Source organism: Vibrio sp. nBUS_14 (assembly GCF_051201655.1).
Taxonomy (GTDB): Bacteria; Pseudomonadota; Gammaproteobacteria; order Enterobacterales; family Vibrionaceae; genus Vibrio.
The window spans coordinates 3522390-3536781 of record NZ_CP179206.1 but is presented as its reverse complement, the minus strand read 5'-3'; the positions used below and the strand labels follow the sequence as shown (position 1 = coordinate 3536781).

Genomic DNA, 14392 nt, shown 5'->3' with positions numbered 1-14392 from the left:
AAAGTAAAGCAAAATTTGCTTGGCGACCATAGCATTGTGGACCCACCTGATTCCATGCCGAACTCAGAAGTGAAACACAATAGCGCCGATGGTAGTGTGGGGCTTCCCCATGTGAGAGTAGGACATCGCCAGGCTCCAAATTTATTTTCACTTTTTAAAAGTGAAGACAAAAGTTCGACTTTGTCTATTGAATAGACAAGTCACCATAGAGTTCTAAGTTTCTTAGAGTTTTATGTTGACTTTCAAAGTGGAAAGCGTAATATGCGCGTCCTGCTTACGTGCTAAGGCACTGAAAGCGTTCTCTTTTTAGAGAATAAGCTCTTTAACAATTTAAACCTATCAATCTGTGTGGGCACTCGTTGATGAATATCAAAACGTTTTATTGTTAGATAAAACAGATTCTTCGGAATCAAATGATTTCAATGAACTGAGTGACCAATACGTTTAACTACTTGTAGTTAATCGGCACAGTCAATTCATTACCATTCTGTTCCTATTTATTTAAGAAGAGAGGGGTAATAGCTTTAAAATTACACTCTTTATTTATAAAGAATAGTTTTGAAGTCAGTATTCGTTGAGTCACACCTATTAATTTAGGTAATCAAAACTTTAAATTGAAGAGTTTGATCATGGCTCAGATTGAACGCTGGCGGCAGGCCTAACACATGCAAGTCGAGCGGAAACGACACTAACAATCCTTCGGGTGCGTTAATGGGCGTCGAGCGGCGGACGGGTGAGTAATGCCTAGGAAATTGCCTTGATGTGGGGGATAACCATTGGAAACGATGGCTAATACCGCATAATGCCTACGGGCCAAAGAGGGGGATCTTCGGACCTCTCGCGTCAAGATATGCCTAGGTGGGATTAGCTAGTTGGTGAGGTAATGGCTCACCAAGGCGACGATCCCTAGCTGGTCTGAGAGGATGATCAGCCACACTGGAACTGAGACACGGTCCAGACTCCTACGGGAGGCAGCAGTGGGGAATATTGCACAATGGGCGAAAGCCTGATGCAGCCATGCCGCGTGTATGAAGAAGGCCTTCGGGTTGTAAAGTACTTTCAGTTGTGAGGAAGGGGGTAGTGTTAATAGCGCTATTTCTTGACGTTAGCAACAGAAGAAGCACCGGCTAACTCCGTGCCAGCAGCCGCGGTAATACGGAGGGTGCGAGCGTTAATCGGAATTACTGGGCGTAAAGCGCATGCAGGTGGTTCATTAAGTCAGATGTGAAAGCCCGGGGCTCAACCTCGGAACTGCATTTGAAACTGGTGAACTAGAGTGCTGTAGAGGGGGGTAGAATTTCAGGTGTAGCGGTGAAATGCGTAGAGATCTGAAGGAATACCAGTGGCGAAGGCGGCCCCCTGGACAGACACTGACACTCAGATGCGAAAGCGTGGGGAGCAAACAGGATTAGATACCCTGGTAGTCCACGCCGTAAACGATGTCTACTTGGAGGTTGTGGCCTTGAGCCGTGGCTTTCGGAGCTAACGCGTTAAGTAGACCGCCTGGGGAGTACGGTCGCAAGATTAAAACTCAAATGAATTGACGGGGGCCCGCACAAGCGGTGGAGCATGTGGTTTAATTCGATGCAACGCGAAGAACCTTACCTACTCTTGACATCCAGAGAAGCCAGCGGAGACGCAGGTGTGCCTTCGGGAGCTCTGAGACAGGTGCTGCATGGCTGTCGTCAGCTCGTGTTGTGAAATGTTGGGTTAAGTCCCGCAACGAGCGCAACCCTTATCCTTGTTTGCCAGCACGTAATGGTGGGAACTCCAGGGAGACTGCCGGTGATAAACCGGAGGAAGGTGGGGACGACGTCAAGTCATCATGGCCCTTACGAGTAGGGCTACACACGTGCTACAATGGCGCATACAGAGGGCAGCAAGCTAGCGATAGTGAGCGAATCCCAAAAAGTGCGTCGTAGTCCGGATTGGAGTCTGCAACTCGACTCCATGAAGTCGGAATCGCTAGTAATCGTGAATCAGAATGTCACGGTGAATACGTTCCCGGGCCTTGTACACACCGCCCGTCACACCATGGGAGTGGGCTGCAAAAGAAGTGGGTAGTTTAACCTTTCGGGGAGGACGCTCACCACTTTGTGGTTCATGACTGGGGTGAAGTCGTAACAAGGTAGCCCTAGGGGAACCTGGGGCTGGATCACCTCCTTATACGAAGATACTTACGATGAGTGTCCACACAGATTGATTAGGTTTAGAAAAGTAAAGAGATGAAGAACTCCCAAGTTCTTCAATATCCAGTGTCCCGTTCGTCTAGAGGCCTAGGACACCGCCCTTTCACGGCGGTAACAGGGGTTCGACTCCCCTACGGGATACCATCTTTAAGTATTCTCTTATATCAGAGTATTTAAAAATGGTTCATTAGTTTGAATTAAGCTCTTTAACAATTTGGAAAGCTGACTGATTTGATTACTTACGAGTAATTCAAATCAAATTTAAAAGTTCTCAATGTTTATCTGCTCTTAGTTAATAAGAACGGTATAAACACAACAAACACATTCAAGTGTCTTGTATTCGAATCAAACTTAGTTTGATTCACAATTGAGTCCGGCAAACAGTCATTAAGAATTAACCCTTCTTAATGACAACCAAAAACCTTGGTTAGTTGCCATACACTAAGACCCTTTCGGGTTGTATGGTTAAGTGACTAAGCGTACACGGTGGATGCCTTGGCAGTCAGAGGCGATGAAAGACGTAATAACTTGCGATAAGCCCAGATTAGGTAGTAATAACCTTTTGAGTCTGGGATTTCTGAATGGGAAAACCCACGTGCATAAGCACGTATCCTGTTGTGAATACATAGCAACAGGAGGCAAACCGGGGGAACTGAAACATCTAAGTACCCCGAGGAAGAGAAATCAACCGAGATTCCGAAAGTAGCGGCGAGCGAAATTGGATTAGCCCTTAAGCTTTTAATGATGCAGGTGAAGCCTCTGGAAAGTGGCGCAATAAAGGGTGATAGCCCCGTAACCGACACATCATAATCAGTGAAATCGAGTAGGGCGGGACACGTGATATCCTGTCTGAATATGGGGGGACCATCCTCCAAGGCTAAATACTACTGACTGACCGATAGTGAACCAGTACCGTGAGGGAAAGGCGAAAAGAACCCCTGTGAGGGGAGTGAAATAGAACCTGAAACCGTGTACGTACAAGCAGTAGGAGCACCTTCGTGGTGTGACTGCGTACCTTTTGTATAATGGGTCAGCGACTTAATTTTAGTAGCAAGGTTAACCGTTTAGGGGAGCCGTAGGGAAACCGAGTCTTAACTGGGCGTACAGTTGCTAGGATTAGACCCGAAACCAGGTGATCTAGCCATGGGCAGGTTGAAGGTTGAGTAACATCAACTGGAGGACCGAACCGACTAATGTTGAAAAATTAGCGGATGACTTGTGGCTAGGGGTGAAAGGCCAATCAAACCTGGAGATAGCTGGTTCTCCCCGAAAGCTATTTAGGTAGCGCCTCGGACGAATACTACTGGGGGTAGAGCACTGTTAAGGCTAGGGGGTCATCCCGACTTACCAACCCTTTGCAAACTCCGAATACCAGTAAGTACTATCCGGGAGACACACGGCGGGTGCTAACGTCCGTCGTGGAGAGGGAAACAACCCAGACCGCCAGCTAAGGTCCCAAAGTATAGCTAAGTGGGAAACGATGTGGGAAGGCTCAGACAGCCAGGATGTTGGCTTAGAAGCAGCCATCATTTAAAGAAAGCGTAATAGCTCACTGGTCGAGTCGGCCTGCGCGGAAGATGTAACGGGGCTAAGCTATACACCGAAGCTGCGGCTACGTACCTTAGGGTATGTGGGGTAGGGGAGCGTTCTGTAAGCCGTTGAAGGTGGTCTGTAAGGGCTGCTGGAGGTATCAGAAGTGCGAATGCTGACATGAGTAACGATAAAGGGAGTGAAAAACTCCCTCGCCGGAAGACCAAGGGTTCCTGTCCAACGTTAATCGGGGCAGGGTAAGTCGACTCCTAAGGCGAGGCCGAAAGGCGTAGTCGATGGGAAACGGGTTAATATTCCCGTACTTCTTACAATTGCGATGGGGGGACGGAGAAGGCTAGGTGGGCCTGGCGACGGTTGTCCAGGTTCAAGTATGTAGGCGGAAAGTTTAGGTAAATCCGGACTTTCATTAACGCTGAGATACGATGTCGAGCTACTACGGTAGTGAAGTCATTGATGCCATGCTTCCAGGAAAAGCCTCTAAGCTTCAGATTGTAAGGAATCGTACCCCAAACCGACACAGGTGGTCGGGTAGAGAATACCAAGGCGCTTGAGAGAACTCGGGTGAAGGAACTAGGCAAAATGGTACCGTAACTTCGGGAGAAGGTACGCTCTTATCAGTGAAGTCCCTTGCGGATGGAGCAGACGAGAGTCGCAGATACCAGGTGGCTGCAACTGTTTATTAAAAACACAGCACTGTGCAAAATCGTAAGATGACGTATACGGTGTGACGCCTGCCCGGTGCCGGAAGGTTAATTGATGGGGTTAGACTTCGGTCGAAGCTCTTGATCGAAGCCCCGGTAAACGGCGGCCGTAACTATAACGGTCCTAAGGTAGCGAAATTCCTTGTCGGGTAAGTTCCGACCTGCACGAATGGCGTAATGATGGCCACGCTGTCTCCACCCGAGACTCAGTGAAATTGAAATCGCTGTGAAGATGCAGTGTACCCGCGGCTAGACGGAAAGACCCCGTGAACCTTTACTACAGCTTGGCACTGAACATTGAACCTACATGTGTAGGATAGGTGGGAGACTATGAAATTGCGTCGCTAGATGTGATGGAGTCGTCCTTGAAATACCACCCTTGTAGTTTTGATGTTCTAACGTTGGTCCCTGAATCGGGATTACGGACAGTGCCTGGTGGGTAGTTTGACTGGGGCGGTCTCCTCCCAAAGAGTAACGGAGGAGCACGAAGGTGGGCTAAACACGGTTGGACATCGTGTGGTTAGTGCAATGGCATAAGCCCGCTTGACTGCGAGAATGACAATTCGAGCAGGTGCGAAAGCAGGTCATAGTGATCCGGTGGTTCTGAATGGAAGGGCCATCGCTCAACGGATAAAAGGTACTCCGGGGATAACAGGCTGATACCGCCCAAGAGTTCATATCGACGGCGGTGTTTGGCACCTCGATGTCGGCTCATCACATCCTGGGGCTGAAGTCGGTCCCAAGGGTATGGCTGTTCGCCATTTAAAGTGGTACGCGAGCTGGGTTTAGAACGTCGTGAGACAGTTCGGTCCCTATCTGCCGTGGGCGTTGGAAAATTGAAAGGGGCTGCTCCTAGTACGAGAGGACCGGAGTGGACGAACCTCTGGTGTTCGGGTTGTCATGCCAATGGCATTGCCCGGTAGCTAAGTTCGGAATCGATAACCGCTGAAAGCATCTAAGCGGGAAGCGAGCCTTGAGATGAGTTTTCCCTGGCACTATAAGTGTCCTAAAGGGTTGTCGTAGACTACGACGTTGATAGGCAGGGTGTGTAAGTGCTGCGAGGCATTGAGCTAACCTGTACTAATTGCCCGTGAGGCTTAACCATACAACACCCAAGGGGTTTTGTGGACTCAAAGACAGACCTTGAATGCGTTTGAAGAGATACAACTTTTATTGCTCTATTGAATAGAGAATCAGCTTTCCAGATTATTTTGCCTTCGGTTTTTAAAAACTGAAAGTAAAAGCAAAATTTGCTTGGCGACCATAGCATTGTGGACCCACCTGATTCCATGCCGAACTCAGAAGTGAAACACAATAGCGCCGATGGTAGTGTGGGGTTTCCCCATGTGAGAGTAGGACATCGCCAGGCTTTAAATTAAATCTTTAGGTTGACCAACCTGAAGATATGGACGCTCACTTAGTGAGTTGACCACTGCGGAGTGGTAGTTCAGTTGGTTAGAATACCGGCCTGTCACGCCGGGGGTCGCGGGTTCGAGTCCCGTCCACTCCGCCACTTATTAAGAAGCCCCGCTAGAAATAGCGGGGCTTTTTTACATCTAAGTAATAGTGTTTACCCTTCAGTCGAATGAGTCCCACAAAGGGGCTGCCCAAAGTTCGCAATCTCGGCTATTTCACCATTTATCAGAAAGCCTAGTCTTACGACTAGGCTTTCCTCGTTTTTGGGACTGAGTTTTAACTCTTGGCTATGACTTTCGTACAAAGGTTGTTCACGCTCAGTAATCAATTGAATCGACCATTAACAAGAAACTCACTTAGAAATAGCAGAGCTTTTCACATTTGTAGGTTTTGCTATGCCGGTTGGGTAAGTCTTGGTAAATGCATATTTCGGAGCTATCCGACCGCCTATTTCGGTTTTAATCGACCACCAAATCCGTTTTTAACCGACCACTCATTTCGGTTTTAATCATCCACTTTTCGGTGTGTTTCCGAAATCGATGGTCGATTTACCGAAATAAACCTCTTTTCTCTTTTAAATCAATAGGTTTAACCTGAGTCTTTCATGTTGAGAGCACTAAGGATAAATCATGCCGAAAAAGAGAATGCCAATGAATAAAATTAAGGAAATATTACGCCTCCGATACGAGTGCAATCTTTCTAATCGACAGATCGCCGCTTGCCTCAATATTGCTCATTCCACTGTATCCCAGCATCTATCCCGATTTAAATCCAGTGGCCTCACGTGGCCACTGGAAGAGACTCATCATGAAAATCAAGTCACCCAAGCTTTGTTTGATGGTCGCTCATCTTCTCAGCATAAAGTGATGCCTGATTTCACTCTCTGCTACTTAGAATTGAAGCGTAAAGGGATGACTAAAGCTTTGCTTTGGGAAGAGTATTGTCATCAGCATCAAGACAAAGCCTATGGCTATACACAGTTCTGCGAACTGTATAGACGTTGGCTAAAGACACAAAAACGCAGTATGCGCCAACTTCACCATGCTGGTGACAAGCTCTTCATTGACTACTGTGGCCCAACGATCCCTGTTGTGAATCCAGATACAGGAGAATGCAGACATGCTCAGGTATTTGTCGCCACTTTAGGGGCGTCAAATTACACCTATGTCGAGGCGAGTGAGAGCCAAGGGCTTGAACACTTCCTCATGGCTCATGTGAATACCTTTAATCACTTTGGTGGTGCTCCGAATCTACTTGTACCTGATAATCTGAAATCTGCTATAACGAAAGCAGACCGTCATAGCCCTATCCTCAATGAGAGCTACCGAAAACTGGCACAACATTACGGCGTTGCTGTGATGCCAGCCAGGCCCTACAAGCCTAAAGATAAAGCCAAAGCTGAGAACGCAGTTCTCATCGTAGAGCGCTGGATAATGATGCGCCTTCGCCACCAAGTGTTCTATACAATGGCTGAGCTGAACCTGGCTATCCGAAAGCTGATGCATGACTTAAACCAACGAGAGATGAAGCAGCTTGGTGTCAATCGACATGACTTGTTCAACAAAGTTGACCGTCCAGCGTTAAAACCACTGCCATCGCAACCATATGTGTATATCGAAACTAAACGAGCAACCGTCTCCCCTGATTATCACATTCAATATAAAAAGCACTTCTACTCTGTGCCGCACCAACTTGTTGGGCAACAAGTTGAGCTTGAAGCAACGCATCAAATAATACGTATCTACCACAAAGGGAGCATTGTTGCTCACCACTGCACAAGCCAAAAAGAATATGGTCTCTCTACCGTTTACGAGCATATGCCAAGCAACCATCAATACCAATCATGGACACCCGAGCGTTTTATCCGTTGGGGAAAATCTATTGGGCCAGCCACAGGTGAACTGACTCAGATGTTGCTCAAACGCCCAGAGCATGAAGCATTGGCCTTTAGAAGTTGCTTTGGGTTACTAAGTCTTGCCAAAAAGCACTCAGACGCACGGTTAGAACAAGCTTGCCGAGATGCCTTAGTGACAGAGAAGCCATACCTTGGCTTCGTCAAAAACTTATTGAAGAACCATCGTGAAGGCACTCTCTCTCAGCCTTCCACTGATACACCAAACCTTAAACACACTAATGTTCGTGGTTCCAACTACTACCACTAGGAGAAACAATATGGACGCAATAATCCAACAGTTAAAATCACTACGCCTAAGTCATGCTTCTGATGCACTGGAACAGCAAAGAATACACCCCGCGACCTATGCTGAACTTGGCTTTGAAGAAAGGTTAGGACTCATCCTTGATCATGAGATAGTGAACCGAGATCAAACCAAAATCCAACGACTTAAACGGCAAGCCAAGCTGCGCCTAAGCGCTAGCGGTAATCAACTGGACTACCGCCCAGAACGAGGCTTAAAAAGAGCAATGATGGGAGAGTTATTATCAGGCACTTATTTACAAAAGCGACAGAATGTCCTGATTACAGGTGCAACAGGTGCAGGTAAAACCTATGTTGCTTGTGCGCTCGCCGAGCAGGCGTGTGAGCAACACTGCCCAAGTCGTTATTATCGCCTAAATCGTTTACTTGATGACCTGAGTAGTAGCCGCCTTGATGGCAGCTATCAAAAGCTACTACTGAGCTTGTCTAAGAAAAAACTGTTGGTTATCGATGACTGGGGAATGGAAAAACTCAGCCAAGAGCATGCAAGTAATCTTCTCGAAGTGCTAGAAGATAGATACCAAGAGTGCAGTACGATCATTATCAGCCAACTACCTGTAAAAGAATGGCACGAGATGATCGACAACTCGACGATCGCTGATGCGATCTTAGATAGGTTGGTTCATCAAAGTCATAGAATCGAGTTACGAGGGGAATCAATGAGAAAACTGGCTTAAATCGACCACTTGGAGTAAAACTAAGGAAGAGAAAAGAGAGGCTTAAAAAGGTGGTCGATTAAAAACGAAACTAGGGGTCACATCAGCCGAAATACGCAGTAAATAAGCTTCTTCGGAGCATTAGGGATATAATTGGCAAGAAAACGAGTGAGTAATAGTAAGGTTTGTTGTTTTGTAAGGTAGACTGCGATTCCAGATCAAACTAGCCTGCTAGTTTTTTCTTGGTCTATCAGTGAATATCGCTAGGGCGGTAGGTTTGGTATCTGGTTGTTAGATATATTACTTGAATATCTCATCAGAGAATTGCCAAAAGTTATCTTATGAGTAGGTGTTAGTAGGTTCTAGATAAGTAATTTCAGAAGAGATATAGGCTCTCGGGGTTAAGTTTGAGGTTCTAACGTAGATATAAAAATGCCCAGCAATTGCTAGGCATTCAGATTATGGAAAATACGACGATTTAGAGTATTTGTTTAAGAACTCTGTCTGCTTTAACTCGAGTAATTTTTCGAATCAGTTTCTGTACTTCCATTGGGTAGCTATCTACTTTATCTAACTGTTTATAGGTGCAAATAAGCTGTGTGTGTTGAACAATATTATCAACCTCTACTTGGAACTTGTCCGTTAGGTGATGATAGTTATCTTGGATGAATATGCCATTTTCTAAGTCCAACTTCCATGCGCGTGGGTTTAGGTTATTACCCGTTAGCAGCATGTAGCGTTTATCAACCCAAATCCCCTTCAAATGGAAGCTGTTGGAATCGTGTTGCCAAAGTCGGATAGACAGGTTACGACTTGCTATATTTGCTTCATTTGCCTTCGCGAATCGACGCAGGTTCAATTCGTATAAGTAAGGCAAGCCACCAATTGTCTTAAACTCTTCTTCCGGTGAGATAAAGAAATCATTCGCTGTTTTGTCGCCGACAACAATCGTGACCTTTACGCCACGCTTAAGTGCTTTCTTCACTTCATTCGCTAGGCTTGGAGGGAAATTGAAATATGGCGTACAAATGAAAATTTCATCTTTAGCTTGAGCAACCAGTTGGTTAATTCCCTGATTTAGGCGATTACGTCTCTTACCTATACCAACTAAAGGGGTTACAGCAACTTGATCTGCTGAGACTTCTTGAGAATCGAACTTGTATTGAGAGCGTGCTAACGACGCTCTGAATTGACGGATTGCTGGCTTTAACTCTTTAGTAAGCGGTTTGTTCTTATCAGCAAGATCGTAAACAGCGATGTCTGAGATCATCTGTTCTTGGACATAGGAGAACATTGAGTCCGCAAGTGTTGCGTTGTTTAAAACATGGTAGCGATCGAAACGGTAACGATCATGATAACTCAAATAGATATTATTAAGGCTAGCACCACTGTATATCACGCTATCATCGACAATAAAGCCTTTTAGATGCAATACACCAAACACTTCCTTGCCACGAACAGGAATGCCATAAACTGGTACGGTATGCTGGTATTTATCGGCAAACTCGTTGTACATTGCTGCATTGCCCTCAGAGGACTCCGCACCAATCAATCCACGCTGAGCTCTATGCCAATCGACACAAACGCTTACGTTTAATTCTGGGTTATTTTTCTTTGCTTCGTATAAGGCAGTTAGGATCTCACGGCCAGCGTCATCATCCTCAAGATACAGAGCAACTAAACTAATACGAGTAGTTGCACGAGATATCTCATCAAGTAAGCGAGTTCGGAACTCTTGCGCTGATAGCAGTACTTCAAACTTGTCAGGATTCTGCGCTATGGTTGGCAACTGTATGAATGGATTCCTACTAGCAATCATATTGACTGTTTTACCTTAAAAATATGCAAAATTGCGAACCTTCAATTTTACCAAAGGGTTAGCATTAAATACTAGATAATCGAGTCATTCTCTAACAATTTTGCTGATAATGCATAGGAATGAGATCTTTTCCGCTATTCGAATAGCGCTCATATAAGACTCTTAAACCATTTGGTAGTTCATTAGGATCGATTTGTGTGAATTGATGACGATTGTAGAAATTAGTCAGATGGGAATAGGCGAAACAATAATCTTTTTCCGTTAGCGTGTGAAGAACACAATAATCCATTAGCTTTGAACCTAATTGCTTGCCGCGGTATTCCTTAGAGATAGCCATTCCTGTCAATAAGCGTGCATCTTCGATCGTTCGAAAGCGAACGACACCACATAGCTGGCCATCTAGTTCTAATGAGTAGATCAGCTCGCTTTTATTGGCTTTACCTGTTGGGTAGTGCTCTTTGTAAAAACGCTTAACGAGGGGAGCCTTTACGGAGTCTAATTGTGTAATGATGACATTGTTCATTCAGTCACTGCGCCATTTGTTTATCTGCGTTAGAATATCGGCAGTGTAATTTAATTAAATATCGCCATGCAATCTTATCTCAATGCTAGCTTAAAAAATGTTCATACTTTTTCGATAGAGCAGACTTGCGATGTACTTATCGAAGTCACCTCTGTTGATGAACTCATCTCCGTATATCAAGACCCTCAATGGTCTGCCTTGCCTAAATTAATGCTCGGGAAAGGGAGTAATATGCTCTTTACTCAGCACTTTTCTGGCTTGGTCATTATTAATCGATTAAGTGGTATTGAGTTAACAGAAAGCTCAAAAAGTTACTCTCTACATGTATCTGGTGGGGAAGACTGGCCTAGCCTTGTTGAGTGGAGTGTTGACCATGGACTGGGTGGTCTAGAGAACCTAGCCATGATCCCTGGTTGCTCTGGCTCTGCGCCTATTCAGAATATAGGCGCCTATGGCGTTGAACTACAAGATGTATGTGAATATGTTGATATCCTTTGTCTGGATACTTATACAGTTAAGCGATTAAGCAAAGATGAATGTCTTTTTGGTTACCGAGATTCTATTTTTAAGCACGCTCTCTACGGCAAAGCGATTGTTGTCGCGATTGGCTTAACATTAACTAAAGAGTGGAAGCCATGTAACCACTACGGCCCGCTTAAAGGTTTACCTTTAGAGACACTTTCTCCTCGTTCTATATTCGATGAAGTATGTGCTATACGCTCAAGTAAACTACCAGACCCTTCCTTGCAGGGTAATGCGGGAAGTTTCTTCAAAAACCCTGTGATCAGCAAAGATCATTTTGATCGGCTGTCTGCGTTATACCCAAATATTGTCGGTTACGAGAGTAACGATATGATCAAAGTCGCCGCTGGATGGCTCATTGATCAATGCCAATTCAAAGGTGTGATTGAAGGTGGTGCTCAAGTTCATCCAAATCAAGCTTTGGTTATCATCAATTACGATGAAGCGTCTGCTGCGGATATCGTCAGACTTGCATCACGAGTACGTCAAGCTGTCTTGGAAAAGTTCGACATTCCATTGGAACACGAAGTTCGCTTTATGGGGCAAGACAGTGAAACAAACTTAAACAAGGCCTTGGAGGCAATAGCATGAGAGAACACAGTACCAAGCTCACATTACTAAAATGTCTTGCTGATGGCGAGTTTCACTCTGGTGAAGGTCTGGGTGAAATGATGGGCGTGTCGAGAGCCGCTATCAGCAAACATATTAAAGGTATTCAAGAGTGGGGTTTGGATATCTATCGAGTGCAGGGTAAGGGATATAAGTTAGCCAGTCGTTTGGATATGCTCGATCAGGAGAGGTTATCTGCTGTCAGCAGTGACGCTTCTCTGGAGTTGATTCCAATCATAGGTTCAACAAACCAACACTTGTTAGAGCGTACTAGCACCCTTGAGTCAGGTTCGGTCTGCGTTGCTGAATATCAGGCTGCGGGTCGTGGACGGCGTGGACGTGAATGGGTATCGCCATTCGGTGCCAATCTATACCTTTCAATGTACTGGAGACTCGATGCCGGTATGGCAGCGGCTATGGGGCTGAGCCTCGTCGTTGGTGTAGCCGTTGCAGAGGCGTTGGAGGATATGGGGGTTGAGGGCGTTAAACTAAAGTGGCCGAATGACCTTTATCATAATGATAAGAAGCTTGCAGGCATCTTGGTAGAGCTGTCAGGGCAATCTGGTGGTGCTGCTCATATTGTGATTGGTTTGGGGCTTAATCTATCGATGGATCCAACAACATCAGGTATTGGCCAGCCATGGACCTCTCTCAAAGAAGTGTGTGATGGGAAAGTGCCAGATCGTAATGACTTAGCTCAGGCTTTGATTAATGCTTGGGACAAATCGCTCGTCGACTATGAATTGAAAGGGATGTCGAATTTTGTCGAACGCTGGAATCGTTTAGATAACTTCTTAGGTCGCAATGTTAGACTGATCATTGGACCTAGAGAAATTGAAGGTGTTGTACAGGGTATCGATGAACAAGGTGCCGTGTTACTCAAAACTGAGAACGGTGTTGAGAGCTATATCGGTGGAGAGATATCCCTAAGAAAAGGGGACTAAGAGGTTATTATTTTCTTAGTAATACTTCCTCAACCATATGATCTGCGCCTTTGCGTAAAATAAGGTGAGCTCTTTCTCGGGTCGGAAGGATATTCTGCTCTAGGTTCAAGCCATTGATTGATTGCCAAATACCTTCTGCTTTTTCCTTAGCGGCTAGGTCTGATAATTTAGTGTAGTGTCCGAAATATGACCCTGGTTTAGCGAAGGCACCTTCACGAAACTTCATAAAGCGATTTACATACCATTGTTGAATTTGAGCGCTTTCAGCATCGACATATAATGAGAAGTCGAGGAAGTCTGAAATAAAGACTCTATGAGGCTCATGTGGGTAATTCATACCGCTTTGTAGAACGTTGAGTCCCTCAATAATAAGCACATCGGGTAAGTCGACCTCTTTTACTTCCTTGGTAATGTTGTAGGTGAGGTGGGAGTACACAGGTGCTGTCACATTACGCTTGCATGCTTTCACGTCTGATACAAAATTGACTAGCGCTTTAATATCATAAGACTCAGGGAACCCTTTCTTACTCATTAACCCTTTTTCTTCCAGTATTTCATTGGGATATAAGAAGCCATCTGTCGTAACTAGTTCAACTTTAGGGTGGTTTTCCCAACGAGATAACAATGCTTTCAGTAGACGAGCTGTTGTACTTTTCCCTACCGCGACACTACCCGCGATACCAATAATGAATGGTGGTGCAGTTTCTTTCTTATCCAGAAATTGATGTAGTACTGAGTTTCTATTTTGTCGAGCGGCCACATAGAGGTTCAACAGGCGCGATAGCGGTAGATAAATCTCTACTGCTTCTTCCATTGTCAGCTTTTCATTGATGCCTTGAAGCTCTTTCAAATCGCTCTCAGAAAGTGTCATTGGAACTAAATTCCTTAGTTCAGACCACTGCGCGCGGTCAAATGACATAAATGGGCTCATACAAAACTCTATAGTGGGTAACAAAACAAGTGCATGGAAAATACATCAAGCGATAGATAAATAAAATATCTTCCTTTACTAGATGCAGATTAAAGGCAGAAACCTTGAGCTAAATAACCGTATATATGAATTTGATAAGAGAATTTTTCACTTTTTTGCAATTTACTATTGCAAGGTGGAAAATCATTCAATAAAATGCGCCCCACTTGTGCCGACTTAGCTCAGTAGGTAGAGCAACTGACTTGTAATCAGTAGGTCACCAGTTCGACTCCGGTAGTCGGCACCACTTTCTCCCTTCTATTTATAGAGTGCG

7 protein-coding genes, 3 tRNA genes and 4 rRNA genes are annotated in these 14392 nt (G+C 45.2%); 11 read left to right on the top strand and 3 right to left on the bottom strand.

The features are described 5' to 3' along the window. The first annotated feature begins 18 nt into the window (after positions 1 to 18). The 8 genes from rrf (ACMAZD_RS16670) to istB all read left to right on the top strand — a co-directional run bounded on the left by rrf (ACMAZD_RS16670) (position 19) and on the right by istB (position 8752). Positions 19 to 134 (top strand): 5S ribosomal RNA (gene rrf / locus ACMAZD_RS16670). A gap of 477 nt (positions 135 to 611) precedes the next feature. Then, positions 612 to 2166: ribosomal RNA gene (locus ACMAZD_RS16665) — 16S ribosomal RNA — on the top strand. A 91-nt stretch (positions 2167 to 2257) separates the two neighbouring features. Beyond that, positions 2258 to 2333, top strand: a tRNA-Glu gene (locus tag ACMAZD_RS16660). 319 nt (positions 2334 to 2652) lie between these two features. Then, a 23S ribosomal RNA gene (locus tag ACMAZD_RS16655) occupies positions 2653 to 5546 on the top strand. Between the two features lie 148 nt (positions 5547 to 5694). Continuing rightward, positions 5695 to 5810: ribosomal RNA gene (gene rrf / locus ACMAZD_RS16650) — 5S ribosomal RNA — on the top strand. Together the 16S, 23S and 5S rRNA genes with 2 tRNA genes alongside form the textbook arrangement of a ribosomal RNA operon. 67 nt (positions 5811 to 5877) lie before the next feature. Then, positions 5878 to 5954 (top strand) — tRNA-Asp (locus ACMAZD_RS16645). 532 nt (positions 5955 to 6486) lie between these two features. Next, positions 6487 to 8019, top strand: a complete 1533-nt coding sequence (gene istA, locus ACMAZD_RS16640; RefSeq protein ID WP_435247818.1) for an IS21 family transposase — start codon at positions 6487 to 6489, stop codon at positions 8017 to 8019. A gap of 10 nt (positions 8020 to 8029) precedes the next feature. After that, positions 8030 to 8752: an IS21-like element helper ATPase IstB gene (gene istB, locus ACMAZD_RS16635; protein ID WP_286291966.1), complete on the top strand. Its 723-nt coding sequence runs from the start codon at positions 8030 to 8032 to the stop codon at positions 8750 to 8752. Between the two features lie 457 nt (positions 8753 to 9209). Here istB and pssA read toward each other — a convergent pair whose 3' ends face one another. Both pssA and ACMAZD_RS16625 read right to left on the bottom strand, forming a co-directional pair. Continuing rightward, positions 9210 to 10550, bottom strand: coding sequence for a CDP-diacylglycerol--serine O-phosphatidyltransferase (pssA, locus tag ACMAZD_RS16630; protein WP_435247985.1), 1341 nt, complete (start codon positions 10548 to 10550; stop codon positions 9210 to 9212). Between the two features lie 91 nt (positions 10551 to 10641). Beyond that, positions 10642 to 11073: a GNAT family N-acetyltransferase gene (locus tag ACMAZD_RS16625; protein ID WP_435247984.1), complete on the bottom strand. Its 432-nt coding sequence runs from the start codon at positions 11071 to 11073 to the stop codon at positions 10642 to 10644. A 66-nt stretch (positions 11074 to 11139) separates the two neighbouring features. Here ACMAZD_RS16625 and murB point away from each other — a divergent pair, with 66 nt between their 5' ends. Then, on the top strand, positions 11140 to 12186 hold the full coding sequence (gene murB, locus ACMAZD_RS16620) for a UDP-N-acetylmuramate dehydrogenase (RefSeq protein WP_435247983.1): 1047 nt from the start codon (positions 11140 to 11142) through the stop codon (positions 12184 to 12186). Beyond that, positions 12183 to 13148 carry a bifunctional biotin--[acetyl-CoA-carboxylase] ligase/biotin operon repressor BirA gene (birA, locus tag ACMAZD_RS16615; RefSeq protein WP_435247982.1) on the top strand — a complete coding sequence of 322 codons (966 nt, stop codon included), beginning with the start codon at positions 12183 to 12185 and terminating at the stop codon, positions 13146 to 13148. Before murB ends, birA begins: the two co-directional genes overlap by 4 nt. 7 nt (positions 13149 to 13155) lie before the next feature. Here the strand turns inward: birA and coaA are convergent, their stop codons facing one another. Continuing rightward, positions 13156 to 14079, bottom strand: a complete 924-nt coding sequence (gene coaA, locus ACMAZD_RS16610) for a type I pantothenate kinase (RefSeq protein WP_017078366.1) — start codon at positions 14077 to 14079, stop codon at positions 13156 to 13158. Positions 14080 to 14289: 210 nt separating this feature from the next. Between coaA and ACMAZD_RS16605 the strand changes: the two genes are divergently transcribed. Then, positions 14290 to 14365 (top strand) — tRNA-Thr (locus tag ACMAZD_RS16605). Positions 14366 to 14392: the final 27 nt, after the last annotated feature.

Coding starts and splice junctions, on each gene's coding strand:
- istA (WP_435247818.1), top strand. CDS start 6,487: ATGCCGAAAAAGAGAATGCCAATGAATAAAATTAAGGAAATATTACGC.
- istB (WP_286291966.1), top strand. CDS start 8,030: ATGGACGCAATAATCCAACAGTTAAAATCACTACGCCTAAGTCATGCT.
- pssA (WP_435247985.1), bottom strand. CDS start 10,550: ATGATTGCTAGTAGGAATCCATTCATACAGTTGCCAACCATAGCGCAG.
- ACMAZD_RS16625 (WP_435247984.1), bottom strand. CDS start 11,073: ATGAACAATGTCATCATTACACAATTAGACTCCGTAAAGGCTCCCCTC.
- murB (WP_435247983.1), top strand. CDS start 11,140: ATGCAATCTTATCTCAATGCTAGCTTAAAAAATGTTCATACTTTTTCG.
- birA (WP_435247982.1), top strand. CDS start 12,183: ATGAGAGAACACAGTACCAAGCTCACATTACTAAAATGTCTTGCTGAT.
- coaA (WP_017078366.1), bottom strand. CDS start 14,079: ATGAGCCCATTTATGTCATTTGACCGCGCGCAGTGGTCTGAACTAAGG.